Annotated in this window: 20 protein-coding genes, 1 tRNA gene and 2 pseudogenes; 12 read left to right on the top strand and 11 right to left on the bottom strand. The window is 71.3% G+C overall.

Going from position 1 to position 18651, the window contains the following annotated elements; genetic code table 11:
* Window positions 1-49 precede the first annotated feature (49 nt).
* Window positions 50-484, top strand: a complete 435-nt coding sequence (locus ACZ6BB_RS07910; protein WP_471614433.1) for a hypothetical protein — start codon at window positions 50-52, stop codon at window positions 482-484.
* A 263-nt stretch (window positions 485-747) separates the two neighbouring features.
* On the opposite strand, the gene ACZ6BB_RS07905 is transcribed toward ACZ6BB_RS07910, so the two are convergent.
* Window positions 748-1317, bottom strand: a complete 570-nt coding sequence (locus tag ACZ6BB_RS07905; RefSeq protein ID WP_471614432.1) for a hypothetical protein — start codon at window positions 1315-1317, stop codon at window positions 748-750.
* A 32-nt stretch (window positions 1318-1349) separates the two neighbouring features.
* Here ACZ6BB_RS07905 and ACZ6BB_RS07900 point away from each other — a divergent pair, with 32 nt between their 5' ends.
* The gene (locus tag ACZ6BB_RS07900) at window positions 1350-1604 is read left to right on the top strand and encodes a hypothetical protein (protein WP_471614431.1); all 255 of its coding nucleotides are present in this window, start codon (window positions 1350-1352) and stop codon (window positions 1602-1604) included.
* Window positions 1605-2722: 1118 nt separating this feature from the next.
* Here the strand turns inward: ACZ6BB_RS07900 and ACZ6BB_RS07895 are convergent.
* Window positions 2723-2983, bottom strand: a pseudogene (locus ACZ6BB_RS07895) (helix-turn-helix domain-containing protein); the annotation flags it as partial.
* Window positions 2984-3076: 93 nt separating this feature from the next.
* Here ACZ6BB_RS07895 and ACZ6BB_RS07890 point away from each other — a divergent pair.
* A pseudogene (locus tag ACZ6BB_RS07890) lies at window positions 3077-3622 on the top strand (hypothetical protein); the annotation flags it as partial.
* Window positions 3623-3707: 85 nt separating this feature from the next.
* Here the strand turns inward: ACZ6BB_RS07890 and ACZ6BB_RS07885 are convergent.
* A complete protein-coding gene (locus ACZ6BB_RS07885; protein ID WP_471614738.1) occupies window positions 3708-3998 on the bottom strand; it encodes a hypothetical protein in 291 nt (96 codons plus the stop codon).
* 567 nt (window positions 3999-4565) lie between these two features.
* Here ACZ6BB_RS07885 and ACZ6BB_RS07880 point away from each other — a divergent pair.
* The 4 genes from ACZ6BB_RS07880 to ACZ6BB_RS07865 all read left to right on the top strand — a co-directional run bounded on the left by ACZ6BB_RS07880 (window position 4566) and on the right by ACZ6BB_RS07865 (window position 5921).
* Window positions 4566-4943 (top strand): hypothetical protein, encoded by a 378-nt coding sequence (locus ACZ6BB_RS07880; RefSeq protein ID WP_471614430.1) that lies wholly within the window; start codon window positions 4566-4568, stop codon window positions 4941-4943.
* A 106-nt stretch (window positions 4944-5049) separates the two neighbouring features.
* Window positions 5050-5298 (top strand): DUF7660 family protein, encoded by a 249-nt coding sequence (locus ACZ6BB_RS07875; protein WP_471614429.1) that lies wholly within the window; start codon window positions 5050-5052, stop codon window positions 5296-5298.
* 64 nt (window positions 5299-5362) lie between these two features.
* Window positions 5363-5438, top strand: a tRNA-Arg gene (locus ACZ6BB_RS07870).
* A 195-nt stretch (window positions 5439-5633) separates the two neighbouring features.
* A complete protein-coding gene (locus ACZ6BB_RS07865; RefSeq protein WP_471614428.1) occupies window positions 5634-5921 on the top strand; it encodes a chaplin in 288 nt (95 codons plus the stop codon).
* 152 nt (window positions 5922-6073) lie between these two features.
* On the opposite strand, the gene ACZ6BB_RS07860 is transcribed toward ACZ6BB_RS07865, so the two are convergent.
* From ACZ6BB_RS07860 to chpG, 8 genes are all read right to left on the bottom strand, one after another.
* On the bottom strand, window positions 6074-6940 hold the full coding sequence (locus ACZ6BB_RS07860; RefSeq protein ID WP_471614427.1) for a tyrosinase family protein: 867 nt from the start codon (window positions 6938-6940) through the stop codon (window positions 6074-6076).
* A complete protein-coding gene (locus tag ACZ6BB_RS07855; RefSeq protein ID WP_471614426.1) occupies window positions 6924-7382 on the bottom strand; it encodes a tyrosinase family oxidase copper chaperone in 459 nt (152 codons plus the stop codon). The genes ACZ6BB_RS07860 and ACZ6BB_RS07855 overlap by 17 nt, the downstream gene beginning before the upstream one ends.
* Window positions 7383-7474: 92 nt before the next feature.
* Window positions 7475-7984 (bottom strand): hypothetical protein, encoded by a 510-nt coding sequence (locus tag ACZ6BB_RS07850; RefSeq protein WP_471614425.1) that lies wholly within the window; start codon window positions 7982-7984, stop codon window positions 7475-7477.
* Between the two features lie 234 nt (window positions 7985-8218).
* Window positions 8219-8824 carry a vitamin K epoxide reductase family protein gene (locus ACZ6BB_RS07845; protein ID WP_471614424.1) on the bottom strand — a complete coding sequence of 202 codons (606 nt, stop codon included), beginning with the start codon at window positions 8822-8824 and terminating at the stop codon, window positions 8219-8221.
* Window positions 8824-9321, bottom strand: coding sequence for a DUF5949 family protein (locus tag ACZ6BB_RS07840; protein WP_471614423.1), 498 nt, complete (start codon window positions 9319-9321; stop codon window positions 8824-8826). The genes ACZ6BB_RS07845 and ACZ6BB_RS07840 overlap by 1 nt, the downstream gene beginning before the upstream one ends.
* Window positions 9322-9513: 192 nt before the next feature.
* Window positions 9514-9804: a hypothetical protein gene (locus ACZ6BB_RS07835; protein WP_471614422.1), complete on the bottom strand. Its 291-nt coding sequence runs from the start codon at window positions 9802-9804 to the stop codon at window positions 9514-9516.
* Window positions 9805-9968: 164 nt separating this feature from the next.
* The gene (locus ACZ6BB_RS07830; RefSeq protein ID WP_471614421.1) at window positions 9969-10772 is read right to left on the bottom strand and encodes a hypothetical protein; all 804 of its coding nucleotides are present in this window, start codon (window positions 10770-10772) and stop codon (window positions 9969-9971) included.
* A gap of 189 nt (window positions 10773-10961) precedes the next feature.
* Complete coding sequence (chpG, locus tag ACZ6BB_RS07825; RefSeq protein ID WP_046708543.1) at window positions 10962-11201, bottom strand: chaplin ChpG; 240 nt, start codon at window positions 11199-11201, stop codon at window positions 10962-10964.
* Window positions 11202-11500: 299 nt separating this feature from the next.
* Between chpG and ACZ6BB_RS07820 the strand changes: the two genes are divergently transcribed.
* The 5 genes from ACZ6BB_RS07820 to murJ are packed head-to-tail and all read left to right on the top strand — an operon-like array spanning window position 11501 to window position 18625.
* Complete coding sequence (locus ACZ6BB_RS07820) at window positions 11501-12721, top strand: DUF3344 domain-containing protein (protein WP_471614420.1); 1221 nt, start codon at window positions 11501-11503, stop codon at window positions 12719-12721.
* Window positions 12722-12760: 39 nt separating this feature from the next.
* Window positions 12761-13933, top strand: a complete 1173-nt coding sequence (locus ACZ6BB_RS07815) for a glycosyltransferase family 4 protein (RefSeq protein WP_471614419.1) — start codon at window positions 12761-12763, stop codon at window positions 13931-13933.
* A complete protein-coding gene (locus ACZ6BB_RS07810) occupies window positions 13930-15384 on the top strand; it encodes an exopolysaccharide biosynthesis polyprenyl glycosylphosphotransferase (protein ID WP_471614418.1) in 1455 nt (484 codons plus the stop codon). The genes ACZ6BB_RS07815 and ACZ6BB_RS07810 overlap by 4 nt, the downstream gene beginning before the upstream one ends.
* Before the next feature lie 11 nt (window positions 15385-15395).
* Window positions 15396-16742: an O-antigen ligase family protein gene (locus ACZ6BB_RS07805; RefSeq protein ID WP_471614724.1), complete on the top strand. Its 1347-nt coding sequence runs from the start codon at window positions 15396-15398 to the stop codon at window positions 16740-16742.
* The gene (murJ, locus tag ACZ6BB_RS07800; protein ID WP_471614417.1) at window positions 16739-18625 is read left to right on the top strand and encodes a murein biosynthesis integral membrane protein MurJ; all 1887 of its coding nucleotides are present in this window, start codon (window positions 16739-16741) and stop codon (window positions 18623-18625) included. The genes ACZ6BB_RS07805 and murJ overlap by 4 nt, the downstream gene beginning before the upstream one ends.
* Window positions 18626-18651 lie beyond the last annotated feature (26 nt).

The following is an 18651-nucleotide window of genomic DNA, read 5'->3' as shown; positions in this document are numbered from 1 at the left end:
CCGGCCGGACCGTGGGGGGCATAGCCGCACGCATCGTGAGAGGACCCCGATGACCGACTCCGTACGCGACGACGCCGCGGGCACCCGGCCGCGGCGACTGCCGCACCGCTGGCCCACGCTCGCCGCAGTCGCCCTGGTGGTCGTGACCTTCGTGGACGGTGTGCCGCCCGTGGGTCTGCTCGCCGGTCTCCTCGCCGTCATGCCTGTGTGCTACCTACTCTTCGGCACGTTCCGCGGCGAACTGCGCGGCTCCCGCGTCCTGGCCGTTCAGCTCGCGGGCCTCGCTGGCTTCACGGCCATGGCCGCGCTCGCCCTAGCCGTCGACGAGAAGCTGGGCCTGCGCATGGTCGCCGTGGGCTGGCTGGCCCACGGGATCTGGGACATCCTCCACCACCGGTCAGGCAGGGTCGTCCCGAGGGCCTGGTCGGAGTGGTGCGCGGTCGTCGACGTGGGCGGCGCGCTCGCGATCCTGACCCTCGCCTAAGGGGTGTTCCGTGACCAGCAGTTACGGGACAGCCCTTAGGCAAGTACGACTTGGCATGTCCGAGGAAGGTGTTTCGATCGAAACACTTCCTGGACTCGCGTTCGGCGCTGGCCGGTATGTCCACGAAGTGGTTCGGTCGAACCGCTTCCTGCACTCACGTTCGGCGCGTCCCGGCGGTCTAGGGGCCGAAAGAGTTTCTGCACGTAGCCGCACTCGGTTCGGTCGAGCCGTTCACAAGGCTTGGCCAGACCGGGTCAGGGCAGTCAGCGTTTGACGCGGTTGCGGATGGCGAGGACGGCCAGGCCCAGCAGGACGGGTTCGGTCAGGCGGGAGGTCATCTCGATGTAGGTGCCCGCGGTGGTCAAGTCCTGTCCGGAGGAGCGGAACACCACCGAGTTGAAGGTGACGTTCAGGGCTTTCTCGAAACGCTTGCCCGTGAACCAGTTGGCGGTGGGGTTCTTCGGGTCGCCCTTGTCGATCTCGAAGGTGACCTTGCCCCTGCCGGCCGGGACGGTGCCGGTCGCGGTCTGCTTCGGGGTGTCCTGGGCGAGGCCGAAGGCCATCAGCAGGACGATGGTGAGGAGCATGGCCGTCCCGAGCCAGGCCAGGGCCCGGGAGGAGCGCAGGCCGTACCCGGACAGCGCCCAGTACGCGGTCAGCAGCCCCCGTTCACTGCGGGGGATGTCGTCGGCGTGGCGGCGCATCTCCATCTCCCCGTAATAGAAATCCGCAGCCCCTGGTTCATGCTTGCCGTCCTCGAAGGCCTTGCGCAGAGCCCGGTACACCGGAGCCAGCTGCAACGGCCCAGCGGGCCCGGCACCGAGGACTGCCACGTTACGCCTCCGCCGCCCCGACCGAGGGCTCGGTGCGCGCGGTGACGTCCGACTTCGAACCCGCACGGGACGCGGCGTTGGCGATGCGCGCGCTCGACGGGCTGGTGGACCGGCTGTTCGGCGTCGGCAACGACCTCGTCGTACCGACCGAGGGCGTCCACCGCGCCGGTGCGTACGTCGTGCCCGATCCGCTCGTCGTCCCGTCGGCGAGCGCCGTCGTCCACAGCGGCTTCTTCCGGAACGCGCAGGTCCGCACGGGCCTCTCCGAGTGGCTGCCGGGAAGCTGACCGCGCCCCGGACGTGCCGTTGCCGCGGCACGGAAGGATCCTGGAACGCAGGGGAGGGGAGACGTGCTGGGGCGCCCCGGCACGGGTTTGGGCAAAACCGTGAGACGCCCCGAGAGCATCACCGGACGAACAGGAACAGGGCAAGAGCATCGGTCAGCGTGAGTGGGTGGATCCGGGATCTACTTCCCCCTGCCCCAGCTGCCCGAGTGGCTGCAGCCCGTCGGGAAGGCATGTGTGGCGGAGATGAACCCGACGTACGCGGTGCAGCTGGGCGATGCGGTTCTGCTGCTCCAGGGCTCCGGCGTATTGGAGCCTCACCGTGGTCACCGCTGCGCGCAGGGTGGCGTCGGCCTGGTCCTGACTGCCTTTGAGCTGGATGGATGGGCATAGCTCCCCTTTCAACCCCGATGCGTGGGGCGCCCTCTGGCAGCCTTCGGCCGCGGCTACTACCCTTCGGTGAGGAGGGGGACTGCATTGGCGGACAATCGCAACTTGCCCAATCGCGTTGACGGCGACCGCATCATGATGGGTGGCCAGAACCACTTCGTAATAGTGGGGGCCTTGGCCGCCGCGCCCTTTCTGCAAGCGGTCGCTACGCACTTCGGAAATCGGTTTGCCGGAGCCCTGGATGAAGGAACGCGCACAGCAGTTCGACGCCTACTCCGTCGTCAGGTGGAGGAGAGTCGCGAGGTGCAGGGCCTTCAGCGTGACGTCCAATCGGTCACCCTACGCACGGAGCATGGTTGGTTGATCTCTATCAGTGAGGATCTTCCAGCCGAGGCAGTGGCACAACTGATCGTCTTGTGCAGCGCGGACCCACCCACGGGGAAGCTTGAGGGCACATATCGGCACGACGAATGGCGCGACGCCGAGTTGCCGCGTGTGGGAATCATTGCCTGGAACCGAAGTGTCTGGCGGACCGCGACGTTTGTAAGGGGACGGGTTAAAGCGTTTGCCTGGGATGCTGCGGAAAACTGCTGGATTAACGAGTGAGGGGGAAGTCGCCGACGGGATCCGGGGCTGCTGCTCCAGTCTCCGCGAGGAGCGTGGCCGTGCATCCGCCCCGACCACGACCGAGAGTGTTCAGCCCCGTCCGCGCGGTGTGACACCGGGTGGGGGAGGTGGTTGATGACTCGGCCGGCCGTCGACTTCGAGACGCCGAACAGCGGAGCGAGCTGCCGCAACGTCAGATGGGTTCGCCAGTAGGCCGTGACCAGCAACACCCGATCTTCCAACGGCAGGCTCCACGGCCGGCCTCGGCGGACCACATCTGCTCCATCGCGCCGCAGCGTGGTCAGCAGTTTGCCGAAGCAGCGCGGGCTCAGCCCCGCGAACGGGGTTATCCAGGACGGCTCCGATGCCGTGATCACACGCGCCACATCATGATCATCACTCAGGCTGGCCCAATGCCGAGACGATGCCACAGTTACGCTGATCGGGGCAGTCCACAATGCGCAAGACCGGGGGAAACCGTGAACCGACCACTGTTGTTCCTCGACGTGGACGGGCCGCTCAACCCTTACGCGGCCAAGCCGGAGAGGCGTCCCCACGGCTACATCACACTCAGAGTCCCCCGGAACGACGCCCATGAGGACGACAGGGGCCTCTCGTCCCGACGACGTCCCCTACGTGTCTAGCTCAACCCAGAGCACGGACGAATCCTGCTCCAGCTCGGCTTCGAGCTGTGCTGGGCCACCACATGGATGGACGACGCAAACCGGTGGATCGCACCAGTGCTCGGCCTTCCAGAACTTCCCTTCGTCGACTTCGGCGACGTCCTACTCCAGGAACGCCCTGATGGAGTCCACTGGAAGACCGGACCGCTGGTGAACTACGCCGATGGCCGCCCTTTCGCCTGGGTGGACGAGGAGGGGAGCGAGCTGGATCAGACCTACGTGACCGCCCACCATCGAGGCCCCGGGCTCCTCCACCACGTCAACCCGCGGATAGGCCTACTGGGGAACGACTTCCGCGCACTCGCCGACTATGCCCGGTCCCTGAACACCTCACGAACCACCTCACCAGCTCTACAGGTTGTTCCGTACTCGGAGCCAAAGATCTTTGCGGGACAGCCCTTAGGCGCCAAGCGTCGAACGCGGAGGTTCACTCCGGGCATATCCACGTGCAATGGTGGTCAACCCATTCACAGCAGGCGTGATGTGCACTACGCACGATGTCGTCGTCTCGATCGACGAACTCCGTGATGATCCGACCGTCTTCGATGCGTGCCACCCCTATTTGCTTACTGAAGTCGATCTTCAGTATTTCGCGCTCAGCCCTCATGCATCTCACCCCGTACCTGCCAGCGGCTTCTGGGTAACGGGCAAGCAATTTGGCGAGTTCGTCGAAAAACTCGGGGTCGCGTTCCGGCCCACAGGCGGGCTTTGCTTTCATGCTACGCTCCCAAGGTCAAGTGCTTTGCCCCCAACGACCATGGTCTCTCGGCCTTGAAGCCGGCGCCACTCGGCTTGCGGGACGGCGGGGACTGAGGGGCGTCGCAGAAGTGGACGTTCAGCACCTCCGCCTACCCGTGGTGACGCGAACGCCAAGGCCGTCACCTTCACGTTCACGGGCGGCCACCAGCCTGAGCCGGTCCCGTCGGGAAACTGGTCGACCAGCACTACTACCACCACGACTGCGGCACTGACGCATCCGAGCTCACCCCGCCGGTTGACGGCTGCGGTTCGATCCTGTTCCGCGCCGTCGGTATCTCCACTAACCTCGCCGTTTCGGTTGGGATGAGGCGGCGTCGCTGATCAGCAGCTGTTGGGTGGTCGACGCGATTTCGGTGGTTGGGCAGGGCTGAGTCCCGGCGCGGTGGTCGGGTTCTCCAAGGTAACGGAAGTATCCAGGCCGGCTCCGACGCCGTGATCACACCAGCCACCGCCGGATCATCTCAGTTGCAGACGTCGCTGGTTCCGACTGATCCTTTGCGTATCCGACGATCCGAGGGAGTACGACGTGGGGCTGATTCTGTTCCCGGGAGACGGAGACACGAGCAGTCCAGACGCCGGCTGGTCCTACAGCGGATTCGCCGCGTTCCGGCGGCAGTTGGCGCGAGCCGAGGGGTTCGATCCAGACGGGATGTGGGGCTTCGGCGGAGAGCGCCTCTGGAGGGATGTCTCCACCTCGCTCGAACCGCTCCTCCATCGCCCCGATGACGGTGGAGGCGAGCTGTCGCCCATCGAATGCGCCGCGCTCCTGCCCCGGATCGAGGGGATCGTCGACCACTGGCAGAGCGAGGTCGGCGTCCCTCGGACACACATCGATGCGGCCCAACAGTTGGCGGTCGTTCTGCGGCTCTGTATCGCGAAGGACGTCGAGCTCATCTTCCTGTGATGCCCCGGGAAGCCAGGGCAGGTCCTCACGCTCCGGCAGTTACGGGACAGCTCTTAGCTCCCCTCACAGGGCGTCCGGCTTGGCGTGCCAAGTAGGGTTCCCAGGCATGACCACTTCTCCTGATCACGTCGACAGCAGAGAAGACCTGGCAGCCTTCGTTCGTTCCTTGCGTCGCAGTCACGCCGAGAATGGAGGCTCATGGGAGAACGCGGACCTTCCGAGCTTCCTGGACGCTCTGGCCGCCTGGATGGATGACGCGGACGGCTGGTACCGCAACACCAGCCGGGAGTTGCCGCCTGGCGGCGACTGGGCGTTCTTCGCGCGAGCGCTGCAAGCAGCGACGACGTACGAGTAGCCCGAGCCGCGTCGAATGCGTGTCGAAGTCCAGACGATGACGCGCCCTGCACCGTAAGAGAAGCAGGTCAGCAGCGGTGCGACACCAGACCCACCAAGCGCCTTCTAAGCGCTTGGCCGCAGGTTCGAGTCCTGCCGGGGGCGCCCACTCCTCACCCTCCCCACGGGAGGGCTTTTTTCTGGCCGGATTCCGGCGTCGGTGATGCCCTGCCCCACACTCCCGTTCGGAACGGGTGATCCCTCGGCGGACGCCGTGACCCCCGGTGTGCGGGCGCGTTGAAGGGGCGTGCGGCCACGAAGTGGGGGTCGTGCTCACCGATCAAGAAGGAGAACGTGATGTCTCGCATCGCGAAGGCAGCCGTCGTCACCCTCGGCACGTCCGTCGTCGTGCTCAGCGGCGCCGGCCTGGCCTCGGCGGACGCGGGTGCCGAGGCCAAGGCCGTCGGCTCGCCGGGTGTCCTCTCGGGCAACATCGTCCAGGTCCCCGTCCACATTCCGGTCAACCTGTGCGGGAACACGATCAACGTCGTCGGTCTGCTGAACCCGGCCTTCGGCAACGTCTGCGTCAACAAGAGCGACGACAGCCACAAGGGCAACCCCGGCCCGTCCGGCTACGGCCACTGACCCGGCCGACAGCCCTGAGCGCCACCGCGGCGACACGGCAGTGACGCGAAGCCCCCGACGGTGGGACACCCGCCGGGGGCTTCGCGCCGTTCCCGGACCGCCCGCCCCCGGGCCACGGCGGCGGGCGACGGGGGACGGGGTACGGGCGGCGGTCACCCGTACCGGTACACGTGCCCGATCGACTCCAGCTCCCCCGGAGTCACGTTCCAGGGCGGCATCCGCTCGTCGCGCGCGACGATCCGGCCCCGCTGGGAGTCGCCCCTGCCCGGCGGCTTGGCCGGCAGGTAGCGCGCGCCCCTGTGACGCTGCTGCCAGCGCGTCCACTGCAGGTCGATGAAGGCGTGGTGCAGCCAGAAGACGGGGTCGTTGACGGAGGCTCCGCCGACCATGTGCCCGCCGACCCACCGGTGCACCCGGTTGTGGTTGAGCCAGGAGCCGTTGCCGGTCCCCCGACCCCACCCTTCGAGCCGGTTGCGGAAGCCCCCGCGGGTGACCGAGTTCCAGGGAGCCTTGTCGTAGACGGACTCGGCGAGGGCCGCGTCCAGGTCACGGGCGGTGGGCAGGGCGACGGGGTTGCGCGGGTAACCGAAGTCCCGGGTGAGGTACTCGGTGTCCGTGAGCCCCTCCGTGATGGTCCACCGGCCCGTCCCGTAGGCGAACGGGCCGGTCGTCACCCGCAGGTCGGAGCGCCGCCCGTTGCCGCCGAGCAGGTCGGCGGTCCAGGGCACCGACGTCGTCGTACGGTCCCGGGTCCAGTCCCAGTACGGCACGGTCACCGAGTCGTCGATCCGGCGCAGCGCCTTCTCCAGCTCCAGCACGAACCGGCGGTGCCAGGGCAGGAAGGAGGGCGCCATGTGGGCCGTCCGCAGACCGCCGTCGCCGTCGGAGACGTAGTGCTCGATGTGCATCCGCACGAACTCGTCGTACTCGCCGCGCTGTTTGAGCTTCAGCAGCGCGTTCACGAACCGCCGGCGCTCCGTGCGGGTGAGGGTGCTGACGTCCTTACGGGTGTAGGCCATGGCCGACCGCTCCCTCCGCCGTCTCCTCCACGCGCAGGCGCTGGGTGGCCCCCAGCTCCTCGACGGCGGCGCGGGTCGCCGCCAGGGCCGTCGGGTACGAGCGGTAGTGGTCGATCATGCTCAGGTACGTGCCGTCCGCGCGGCGCATGAGATGCAGCGGGCGCCCGTCGACGGTGACGTCCCACGCGCCGGGGCCGGGCGTCCGGGCCCCCAGATAGGCCGTCCGGCCCGTGTCGGCCTGGACCCCGCGGATACGGCGGCCCCGGTACGTCTCGTCGAAGTCGGCCTCCCCCGGCCCGGCCGACCGGCGGGGCCACACTGCGGCGACGACGGGGGCCACGGCCAGGGCGACGGCCGACGCGCCCAGGGCGCGCAGCGCGTTGCGGCGCGTTCTGCGCCGGCCGGCTTCGGGGTCCACCGTCACTCTGCTGACGAACAACACTCTCTCCTCGTCGTGTTCGGTAGCGGTGACCCCCGGACGGCCGGGCCCGGGCCGGTACGGCCCCGGGCCTCGTCTGTCGTGTCGCCTCGGGCTCAGACGAGCCCGAGGTTCGCGGTCGGCGCCGTCCGCAGCAGCGGGGCGAGCACGGCCACCTGGGGGTCCTTCAGGCTGGGCAGGCCCAGCGCGTGGGGGTCGGGCGCGGTCAGCGGGGTGTCCACGTTCAGCCCGGGGGTCAGGGTCCGCAGGTCGGCGGCGGGGGCGTCGAGGCCGACCCGCTCGAAGCCCTCCCCGACGAGCCGGGGCAGCGGAGTCTCGGCCTTCAGCCCCGGCAGCGCGGTGCCGAGCGGCACCTGCGGCAGGCTGCTCGCGGGCAGCAGCCGCCCCTCGACGTACTTCGGTCCGCCCTGGGGAGCGCCCGGCATGAGCAGCGGCAACTCCCCGCTCAGCTTGGGCGCCTTGACGTTCAGGGAGTGCTCCACCCCTTCGAGCGGCAGGGGGACGGGGACCGTCTCGGCCGCGACGGCGGGGGCGGCGGAGGCACCCATCGCGGCCGCCACACCGGTGACGACGGCGGCAAGAGTTCCTCGTGTGGTCGGCTTCATCTCGGTACGGTCCCTTTCAGGAATGGGCGGATCCGGGATCGGTGATCGCGGGAATCGGCCGGATCGACGGATTCGGAATCGGTGGTGCGCCGGCTGTTCTGCGGGCTCGGCGCCCGTACCGGGTGAACGATCCGGGGATCTCCCCCAGTTCAAGATTCGCTCGACTGCCGCAATGGTCCGAGAGGCTTACCTGCTCATTTCCTTATTGCATCACCGGGCCCGTCCCTCACATGGTCAGCTCGTCCAGAAATCCCACCAACGGGTGAGGATCAGCATGCCGATCACTCCGAGGTGCAGCACCGGGAGCACCCAGGTGAACTCGACGAGAAAGCCGCTCAGCCAGGCCGGCGCGGGCAGGAAACCGTTGCGGACGGTGAACGAGGCCAGGTACCAGAAGAGGACGACCGTGGCGATCCACGCCAGGCAGCACCACAGGCAGAGCGAGTTGATCCGGTACAGCGACTCGAACTGCAGCCAGGTCACGAAGCCGACCCCGAACAGCGTGCCCGCGCCGAAGGTCAGCCAGTACCAGCGCGGGAAGACCGCTCCGGCCAGCAGGCTCATGCCGACGCAGACGACGATGCCGTAGGCCACCAGGCCGAGCATCGGGTTGGGGAACCCGAAGGCGGAGGCCTGGTCGCTCTTCATGATGTTGCCGCAGGAGACCACCGGATTGAGGCTGCAGCCCGGTGTGAAGTCCGGGTCCTCCAGCAGCTTGAACTTGTCGATCGTGATGACCCAGGACGCGAGCAGCCCGGCCGCGCCGGTGATCAGCAGCAGGATCGCGAAGGCACGCCCGGCGCCGGCCGTACGCGCCGGCCGCCCTGCCGGGGCGGCCATCAGCCGCGCAGGCTGCGGGCCGGCAGGAGGACGTGCGCGGCGCTGGTCAGCGTCTCGGCGTCGCCGGCGAAGGCGGCGAGGGCCTCGGGCTCGACGGGCATGCCGGGCCGGGCCTCGGGCCAGGGGCGGGTGGCGAACAGCAGGTAGGCGAAGCCGCGTGCGCCGACGGCGGCGAGCCACTCCGGCGGGGCCGGGCACTGGGCGTTGAGCTGCGGCAGGGTGATGACGGCCTGGCCGGCCTCGACGAGCAGGGTGACCGGCAGGCTGGAGTTTGCGGTGCCGTCGACGACCTTCTCGCCGATGGAGAGACCGAGGCTGGTCAGCAGGTCCGCCACGGCGGCCGAGGAACCCTCCGGTCCGTTCCGGCCGTCGCCCAGCGTGTAGGCGAGCAGATAGGGCATGTCTCCGTCGGGGGCTTCACCGCTCCACGCCATGACGACGAGGGTGCCGAGGTCGGCGGGACGGAAAGGGCGGGTTTCAGCGGAAGTTGAAGTCACCGCGGAACCCTATCCACGCCCGCCAAACGACTCGGCCGCCTTTTCACCCGACCGGGCGACAGGCGACGCCCGACCACACGAACGAGGGAAACGCCTCGAACAGCGGGGAATTCACCCGTCCGGGGATCGGAAAAGGCGTCGGGCCGGTTCCGCGTCTTCGCGGAACCGGCCCTGTGGGCTGTACAGGAAATGTCAGCCCTGGAGGGGGAGGCCGCCGAGGAGCTTGGTGGCGCCGCCGGGGGAGTTGAGGGCCTTGGTCGCGCCGCTCACCGTGTGGAGAACGGAGTCCTTGTTCTCCGTGTCGAGCGCGTTCGACTGCTGCTGCAGCGGAGCGGGCTCGATGGGCCCCTTGAAGAGCGTGTTCACCGCGCCGTTGAGGCTGGTGGGCGTGACGTCCGTGGCGTCGTAGGCAAAGGCGGGCGCGGCGGCACCGGCGATGGCCATGGACCCTGCGACGACAGCGGCGGCCTTCAGCGACTTCATCGTGTTCCTCTCCTCGGATACTGGAAGCACTGCGCCGTGTCCAACGAGCCCTCGCTCCGGCGGAAACCCCGTTCGGCACAGGTCATATCTGACGCCGAACAACAGGTCATACGAAACAGCGCCGGACCGCCCCGGCCGGCCCGCCCAGCCGTTTCGCCTCGCTCTCAGCGGCCGGGCGCCGCGGCCGGCGGCTGTACCGGCAGCGTGTCCGTGGCGGGCTTCGCCGGCAGTTCCGCCGGGGGCTGCACGGGCGGCAGGGCGACCGGGGCGGGCAGACCGCTGCCCAGGAGGATGGCCCCGATGAGCTGGACCAGACCGGCGACCACGCCGTTGACGGCGGGCAGCACCTGGGCGAGGTCACCGGAGGTGGCCGCCTTGAGCAGGCTGTCGACCGCCTTCTGCAGGGCGGTCAGCGCGTCGGACACCGGCTCGGCCGCGACTCTGCCGACCGAGCGCACGTGCCCGCGGTCGAACGCCGGCAACGTGACGGCCGACTGCGGCGCCGACGGGGCGGCGGGCACCACGGGGACGGCCGGGGCGGCGGGCACCACGGGGGCGGCCGGGGCGGCGGGCGCGACCGGATCCACCGGCAGCGTGACGGGCGGGGCGACGGGCAGGACGACCGGAGGAACCGCCGACGGGGTCGCCGGAGCGCTCGCCCTGGCCTTGTCGATGGCCTCCCGCACGGCCTTGCCCAGCTCGGCCGCCCGGTCGGCGGAGAGCCGGCCGTCGTCCGCCTTCAGTACGGCGTCGAGCAGATCGGTCACCGGCTTCAGCACACCGCCGAGGCCGCCGAGGCCCTTGAGCTGGGCCTGGAGCGCGTCCGCGCCGGGAACGGGGGTCGCCGACCGGGCACGCTCGGGCGCCGACCCTACGTCGGCGGCCAGGGCGGCCGGGGCGGAGACGCCGAGGAGCAGCGTGGCACACAACGCGGAGACCGCGAGACGCCGTACGGGCAGAACACGCATGGATGTTCCTTTCCATCGGTGCGAGGAATCGTCTTCTCACCGTGAAATCGGTGATCGCCGTCTGCAACCGAGGGACACCATCCGGAGCAACACGAACCGGCCGCCCTCCCGTGGGAGAACGGCCGGTTCGTATTCAACGCGCGAACGTCAGTGCGGGGACGTCAGTGCGGGGACGCGAGTCCTCGAACGTCAGTCGTTGAAGCACTTGTTGCCGAACGACGGGTTCAGCAGACCGATGACGTTGATGGTGTTACCGCACACGTTGACCGGCACGTGGACCGGAACCTGCACGACGTTGCCCGACAGCACGCCCGGGGAGTGAGCGGCGAAGCCCTTCGCCTCGCTGTCGGCGGTGGCGACGCCGGCGGTGCCCGCCACGGCCGCGGCAGCAACGGAGGTCAGGGCCAGGCCCTTCGCGATACGCGACATGGAGAGGTGCTCCTTGGAGTTGATGCAAAAACAGTCGGGCGGGGGTGCCCGGCGGTGAGTCAACGCGTGGCATGCGCCCGGGGTTGTGCCTCCAAAGGAGTGATCTCGCAGAACGCCCGCTTCACCGATCCGACACAGGCGGCACGCTCCGCAGATAAATACACATAGAGGGATAGAGTTGCCCATATCCCCACAACACCGCGGCCTTTATCAGATACGCACATTTTCCGCCCTTCGACGGTCCGCGGTATTTCCCCCGTCAAGCACCCGAACCAGCTCCCGAAAGGGCACCGCCGGTCATGCGAATTCACCCGGGTCCTCTGCTGCGTCGCGCCATGGTGTGCTGCTGTGCCGCCGCCGCTCTCTGGGGGCCCGGCGCTCCCGCGACGGCGGCGCCGCCCGCGCCCTCGCCCGAGGCCGAGCGCCTGGCGTTCGGCCAGCGGTACCGGGCGTTGCAGCACGGCGGGATCGTCCGCGCGGCCAACTCCTCGATCACCTGCCGTACGACGCCGACAGCCGTCCCGCCGGCAGCCGTCCCGCCGACGGCCGCGCCCTCTCCCCTCACGGTCGCCCCCGCCCCTCTCATGGCCGCGCCCGCGACGGCGCCGGCCGTTCCCCCGGTGCACGCACCCGCTCCGGCGGTGTCCTCGTGCGCCGACGCGCGCGGGGGGAGTACGGCCGTCAACGGCGACTTCGACATGTTCTACATCGACGTCGACCGGGACCCGAACACCTACAACTCCAGCCGGGGCGAGGTCCGGCTGCCGCCGGGCGCGCGGGTGTCGTACGCGCGGCTGTACTGGGGCGGGAACCTGCGGGTGGGTGAGCAGAAGCCGCCGAAGGACAACGGGCGGGTGCTGATCGCGGAGCCCGGCGGCGCGTACAAGGAGGTGCTCGCGGACTCGGTGGTGGGGCACCGGGTGGCGCGGGGCGCGGACGCGTTCCAGGCCTCGGCGGACGTGACGGAGCTGGTGCGGTCCAGCGGAGCGGGGCTCTACACGGTGGCGCAGGTCAATGTGGCCATGGGCCGCTCGGCGGCCGGCGCCTGGGGCGGCTGGACCCTGATGGTGGCCTACGAGAACGCGGCGGAGCCGCTGCGGCACCTGGCGATGTGGGACGGCTTCGACACCCTGGCCCAGGGCGGCGATCAGCGGGTCGGGCCGGTCACGATGACCCTGCCCGAACGCGCGCGCGGCACCGTGGGACTGGTCGCCTACGACGGGGACCGGGGGAGCCGGGGCGATTCGCTCACCGTTTCGACCGGGCGGGGCCCGGCCGTCGCGCTCGGCGACGCGGCCAACCCGCGTGACGACGTCCTGAACTCCACGATCAGCGAGCCCGCGACGCTCGCCGCCAGGCGTACGCCGGCGTACTCGAACACCCTCGGATACGACTCGGATGTTCTCGAACTGGACGACGAAATCCGGCGCGGCGGTGACCAGTTGGCCTTCCGGATCGTTTCGCAGCGGGACGCGGCTTGGGTCGGGGCGCTCTTCGTCGCCGTCGACGCCAGGCCGTGACGTGCGCCGCCCGGCGCCGCCTCTGAGCAAGGAACCCGCATGCAACTGTCACCAACCGACCCCCCTTCGCGGGTCCTGCACGTCACCCAGCCGGTCGACGGCGGCGTGGCCCGTGTCGTGACGGACCTGGTGCGGGCCCGGCTCGCCGACGGCCTGCACACCACGGTGGCCTGCCCCGAGGGCCCGCTCGCCCCGGCCCTGCGCGCGCTCGGCGCCGAGGTACGGCCCTGGGCGGCGACCCGGTCGCCGGGCCCCACGCTCGTGTCCGAGGTGCGCGGGCTGCGGCGGATCCTCGACGACGTGCGGCCCGACCTGGTGCATCTGCACAGCGCGAAGGCCGGTCTGGCGGGCCGGCTCGCCGTCCGGGACCGCGTTCCGACCGTGTTCCAGCCGCACGCCTGGTCGTTCGAGGCGGTGGACGGTGTCATGGCGGCCCTGGCGCGCGGATGGGAGCGGGCGGGGGCGCGCTGGGCCTCCCGGGTGGTGTGCGTCAGCGAGGCCGAGCGGGTCACCGGGGAACGGGCCGGGGTACGGGCGCGGTGGACGGTGATCCCCAACGGGGTCGACGCCGGGCGCTTCCGCCCCGCCGCCGCGGACACCGTACGCGCCGGAATCCCTCTGCTCGCCGGGGTCGGTCCGGCCGCTCCGCTGGTGGTGTGCGTGGGACGGCTGTGCCGGCAGAAGGGCCAGGACGTGCTCCTCGCGGCCTGGGAGGCGGTGCTGCGGCGGGTGCCGGCGGCGCGTCTGGTGCTGGTCGGCGACGGGCCGGAGGGCGAGCGGCTGCGAGCCCTGGCTCCCGAGGGCGTGCTGTTCGCCGGAGGTGTCGCGGACGCGGCGCCCTGGTACCAGGCCGCCGATCTGGTCGTCCTGCCGTCGCGGTGGGAGGGCATGGCGCTGGCGCCGCTGGAGGCCATGGCGTGCGGGCGGCCGGTCGTGCTCACCGATGTGGACGGGGCCCGCGAGAGTCTGCCGTCCGGCCGGGAGCCGGTGCCCGTGGAGGACCCCGCCGCACTCGCCGGGGCCGTGGCCCGCCTGCTGCTCGATCCGCCGCTGCGCGAGTCGCTCGGCCACCAGGGCCGCCACCACGTACTGACCACGCACGACGTGCGGCACACGAACAAGGCCGTCTCGGACGTGTACCGCGAACTGCTCGGCGGTGCGGACGGCCGACGCGGGAAAGCCACCGAGTGCAGGGAGTCCATCCACACGTGACTGCGGAACGTACGGAAAGCACCGTCCACTCCCCCGGTGGACAGCAACGCGAGTTCGGCGGCTCGTCCGTCTCGGTGGTCCCGCCGCGCGAGACCGTCGGCGGCCCGGTCCTCCGGGCCGGCCGGCGGCCCGTCGCCCGGCCTCCCTCGGGACTGCCGCTGCTGACGGCGGACGGCGGCGCGGCCCTGCTCGCGGTGCTGGCCCTCACCGACGACATGACTCCCGGGCGGCCGCTGATGGTCGCCGTCCTGACCCTGGCCGTGGCCGTGCTGAACGCCCGGGCGCGCCTGTACCGGCCCCCCGCCGTGCCCGCCGTGCTCGACGAACTGCCCGCCGTGTGCGGACGGATCGTGCTCGGCTGGTGCGTGCTGGGCGCCGGGGTCGCCGCACACTCCCCCGACCACGCGCTCGCCGCCCACGAGCTGGCCCTCGGCTGCGCCCTGCACTCGGCGGCGGCCTGCGTCGGGCGGGGCACGGTGCACTGGCACCGGCGCCGGGCGCTCGTCAGACGGCCCGGCACGGCCCTGGTGGTGGGCCCGGCGGCGACCGCGCAGCGCGTGGCCGCCGCGTTCCTGCGCCACCCCGGGTGCGGCATCAGGCCCGTCGGTGTGGTCGCCGACCAGGCGGCCGGGACCGAGGGCCTGCCCGTGCTCACCACCCCCGAGGAGGTGCGGCGGGCGGCCGTGCAGAACGGCGTCCAGACCGTGCTCGTCGTCGGGTCCCGCACCGAACGCGCCCCGTTACTGCGCACCTTGGAGGACGGCGGCTGCGCGCTGTGGGAGGTGGACCCCGAGACCCCCTCGTACGACCGGGACGGTTCGACGGAGCTGCTCGCCGGGTTCGCCTGTCGGCGGCTGGAACTGACGATCACTCATGAAGCCTTCGGCAAGCGCCTGCTGGACGTGATCGTGTCCGGGGCGCTGCTGCTGCTGGTGAGTCCGCTGCTGCTGGTGTGCGCGGTGGCGCTGCGGCTGGGCGACGGGCCCGGGGTGGTGTTCCGGCAGGAGCGGATCGGCCGGGACGGGCTGCCGTTCACCCTGCTGAAGTTCCGCACCCACCGCCCGGCCGACGCGCACGAGGCGGCGACCCGGTGGAGCGTGGCGAACGACGGGGAGATGGGCTGGTTCTGCCGCTTCCTGCGGCGCAGCTCGCTGGACGAGCTGCTGCAGCTGTGGAACGTGCTGCGCGGCGACATGAGCCTGGTCGGCCCGCGCCCCGAACGGCCCTATTTCGTGGCCAAGTTCGGCCAGACCTACCCCGGTTACGCGGCCCGGCACCGGATGCGGACCGGGATCACCGGTCTGGCCCAGGTCACCGGTCTGCGCGGCGACACCTCCATCGAGGACCGGGCCCGCTTCGACAACGCCTACATCGACAACTGGTCGCTGTGGCAGGACCTCTGCATCCTGGTGCGCACGGCCGCCGCGCTCGTCCGCCCGACGGGGAGCTGACCTTGACGTCTCTGCGCGCTGCGGCGCCCGTCCTGCCCGTGGTCGCCGTGGTCGCCGCGCTCGCGCTGCCCGTCACGCAGAGTGCCGAGGGCGGCGCGACCCCGGCCGACGCCGTCTCGGGGCTGCTGGTGCTGTGGTGCGCCGTACGGCTTCTGCGGGACCGGCGGCGCCCGCTGACCCGTACGGCCGCGGTGGTCCTCGGGCTGCCGGTGGTCGGGCTCGCGCTGGCGGCCGCCGGGGCGGGCGACCCCGGGGCCGGGGTCGAGGGGTTCGGCCGGTATCTGCAGATCTTCGTGCTGGTGCCGGTGTCGGTGCTGGTCAGCGTCCGCGGCCGGGCCGGCTTCCGGGTGGTCGCCTGGTCGTTCGTGGGGCTCGCGCTGTGGCAGGGCGCCGTCGGGGTGCACCAGTTCGCCACCGGGACCGGGGCCAGTTACGCCGGTGAGGACATCCGGGCCGTGGGGACCTTCGGGGCCGGGGACGTCATGGGGATGGCGACGGTGGTGTCGTTCGGGCTGGTGTGCGCGGTCGGGCTGGCGCTGACGCCCTCGACGGCGCGGCAGCGGGTCTGGGCGGTGGGCTGCTCGGTGCTGCTGGTGCTGCCGCTCGCGGTGTCGTTCAGCCGGGGCGCGTGGATCGCCACGGCGGTGGCGTGCGGACTGCAGGTGCTGCTGGCCGGACTGCGGCGGGCGGTGGTGGTCTGCGCGGCCGTCGCCGCCGTGGGTGTGGTCCTCGTCGGCGGGCTCGGGATCGGGTCCGCGATGCTCCAGGCCCGGATCAGCAGCATCACCCAGGTCGCCGACGCGCCGGACCAGTCGGTCACCGACCGGTACACCATGTGGGCCGCCGCCGCCGGTATGTGGCGCGAGCAGCCGCTGGCGGGCGTGGGGCTGAAGGGCTTCCCCGAACACCGCGACGGGCACGCCTCGCTGGCGCTGTCCGCAGGCAGCGACATCGCCGGGGCCGGCACCGCCTACCAGAAGCAGCCGCTCCTCTCCCCCCACAACATGTATCTGCTGGTCCTGAGCGAGCAGGGTCTGATCGGCCTGACGGCGCTCGCGGGGTGCTGGCTGGCGCTGGCGGTGTGCGGGGTGCGGGGGCTGGTGCGGGCCCGGCGCGAGACCGGGAGCGGCGGGAGCGGCGGGAGCGGCGGGTACGACTGCGGGCTCGTCGCCTGCGGGCTGATCGCCTGGGTGCTGGTCGACTTCGTGTACGCGGACATCGGCGGGCCGACGACCGTGCTGACGGCGGTGTGCTTCGGCCTCGTGGCGTGGTGGGCGCTGGCGGACCGTACCGCCACGGGTGCCGCCCCGGCCGGGGCCGTCGCGTCCCGCGTACCTCAGGAGGCCGGGGCACGATGACCGGAACGCCTCAGCGGCCGACACCTCCCGTGTCACCGGCCGAGTCGGTGCCGGTCGACCCGGCACGTGCCGGGTCGGCTCCGGTCTCCGGCGCCGACGGCACGGTGCCGTCCCCCTCGCCCGCCTCCGCCCCAGTTCCGCAGGCCCCCGGCCCCTCGGTGCCGGGCGCGCGGGCCCCCGAGCCCTCGGAGGTCGCGCCCCCCACGGGGCGGTTCCTCGCGAAGGCGACGCTCGTCACGGCGGCGCTCACGGCGGCCGCCGCGCTGCTGGGGCTCGGCCGGGACCAGTCGCTGTCCTATCTGTTCGGGGCCGGCAGCGAGACGGACGCGTTCCTGGTGGCGTGGACCGTGCCGGAGTTCGCGGCGACGCTGCTGATCGAGGACGGCATGGCGTTCGTGCTGGTGCCCGCGTTCAGCGTGGCGGTGGCGCGCCGGGCCAGGGGCGGCGCGGGCCCCGACCCGGTCCGTGCCCTGGTCGCCTCGACGCTGCCCCGGCTGGCGCTGGCCTTCGCCGCGTCGGCCGTCCTGCTCATCCTCGGCGCGCCCTATCTCGTCGAGGCCCTCGCTCCCGGGCTGCCCAACCCCCGTCTGGCCGTCGACTGCACCCGGCTGACCGGCACCTGTGTCCTGACCTTCGGCCTGGCCGGCTACTGCAGCGCGGCCCTGCGGGCCCACCGCCGGTTCGTGGCACCCGCCGCGATCTACGTGGCGTACAACGTCGGGATCATCACGGCGATGTTCGTGCTGGGCGGACGCTGGGGGGTGCGGGCGGCGGCCCTGGGTGTCGCGGTGGGCGGGGTGCTGATGATCGCCACACAGCTGCCGGCCCTGCTGCGGCAGCTGCGCCGCGCGAAGCGGGGCCCCGGGAGCCCCGAGGCACCCGCGCACCCCGAGCCCGTCGCCTCCGAAGCCGGGGTCCGGGCTGCCGACGCCAGGAGTGCCGACGCTCAAGGTACCGACGCCCAAGGCGCCGAGGCCCGGGGCGCCGACGCCCGAGGTGCCGACGGCAACGCCGCCCGGCCCGTCGAGCTGACCCTCATCACCACCGTGCTGCTCTTCGCGCTGTGCCGTCAGTCCCAGGTCCTCATCGAGCGCTTCCTCGGCTCGACGCTGCCCGCCGGAGCCATCTCGCATCTCAACTACGCGCAGAAGGTGGCCCAGATCCCGATGACGTTCTCGCTGATGCTGTGCACCGTCACCCTGCCGGTGGTGGCGCAGGCGATGGCGGAGGGCGACACCGAGCGGGCCCGCAGCCGGGTGGAGAAGGACCTCGCGCTGGTGTCGTGCATCGTGCTGCTCGGCGCGGCGGCGATCTTCGCGTGCGGACCGCAGCTGATCGAACTGCTCTTCCAGCGGGGCGCGTTCACCGCGCGGGACACCGCGGCCACCGCCGCCGTGATGCGGGTGTACGCCCTCGGGCTGCTCGGTCACGCCCTGGTGAGCGCGCTCGTCCGCTCGTACTTCTCGGCGGGCCGGCCCACCTGGTACCCGCTGGCCGCGATGGCCGCCGGGATCGTCGCCACCTCGTGGATCGGCGCGGCGACCGTCGACTCCTGGGGCGTCCTCGGCATCGCCGCCGCCAACGCCTTCGGCATCACCCTCACCGCCCTGATCCTGCTGCACGGCATGCGCGGCCGGGCGGTGCCGATCCGCACCCGGCAGGTGGTCGGCGAGATGACCCGGCCGGTGCGGGCGGCCGTGGCCGCCGGCGTGGTGGGGATGTACTGCGCCGACCGGTTCGACTCTGCCGTCCTGGGCCTCGCCGTCGGCGGCGCGGTCGTCGCTCTCGTCTTCGTCCTGCTGGCCTCGGCCCTGGGCGCCTCCGGCGTCACTCCCGCACTCCGTTCCGTCACACGAAGGCTGTCGCATGTCCGTATCCGCTGACCCCAGACCGAAGACCACCACCGCCC

This window comes from Streptomyces sp. NPDC041108 (genome assembly GCF_055592645.1).
The sequence above is the reverse complement of the archived record's forward strand: the minus strand, read 5'-3'. Positions and strand labels throughout refer to the sequence as shown.

Coding starts and splice junctions, on each gene's coding strand:
- ACZ6BB_RS07910 (WP_471614433.1), top strand. CDS start 50: ATGACCGACTCCGTACGCGACGACGCCGCGGGCACCCGGCCGCGGCGA.
- ACZ6BB_RS07885 (WP_471614738.1), bottom strand. CDS start 3,998: ATGAAAGCAAAGCCCGCCTGTGGGCCGGAACGCGACCCCGAGTTTTTC.
- ACZ6BB_RS07875 (WP_471614429.1), top strand. CDS start 5,050: ATGACCACTTCTCCTGATCACGTCGACAGCAGAGAAGACCTGGCAGCC.
- ACZ6BB_RS07865 (WP_471614428.1), top strand. CDS start 5,634: ATGTCTCGCATCGCGAAGGCAGCCGTCGTCACCCTCGGCACGTCCGTC.
- ACZ6BB_RS07860 (WP_471614427.1), bottom strand. CDS start 6,940: ATGGCCTACACCCGTAAGGACGTCAGCACCCTCACCCGCACGGAGCGC.
- ACZ6BB_RS07850 (WP_471614425.1), bottom strand. CDS start 7,984: ATGAAGCCGACCACACGAGGAACTCTTGCCGCCGTCGTCACCGGTGTG.
- ACZ6BB_RS07845 (WP_471614424.1), bottom strand. CDS start 8,824: ATGGCCGCCCCGGCAGGGCGGCCGGCGCGTACGGCCGGCGCCGGGCGT.
- ACZ6BB_RS07835 (WP_471614422.1), bottom strand. CDS start 9,804: ATGAAGTCGCTGAAGGCCGCCGCTGTCGTCGCAGGGTCCATGGCCATC.
- ACZ6BB_RS07830 (WP_471614421.1), bottom strand. CDS start 10,772: ATGCGTGTTCTGCCCGTACGGCGTCTCGCGGTCTCCGCGTTGTGTGCC.
- chpG (WP_046708543.1), bottom strand. CDS start 11,201: ATGTCGCGTATCGCGAAGGGCCTGGCCCTGACCTCCGTTGCTGCCGCG.
- ACZ6BB_RS07820 (WP_471614420.1), top strand. CDS start 11,501: ATGCGAATTCACCCGGGTCCTCTGCTGCGTCGCGCCATGGTGTGCTGC.
- ACZ6BB_RS07815 (WP_471614419.1), top strand. CDS start 12,761: ATGCAACTGTCACCAACCGACCCCCCTTCGCGGGTCCTGCACGTCACC.
- murJ (WP_471614417.1), top strand. CDS start 16,739: ATGACCGGAACGCCTCAGCGGCCGACACCTCCCGTGTCACCGGCCGAG.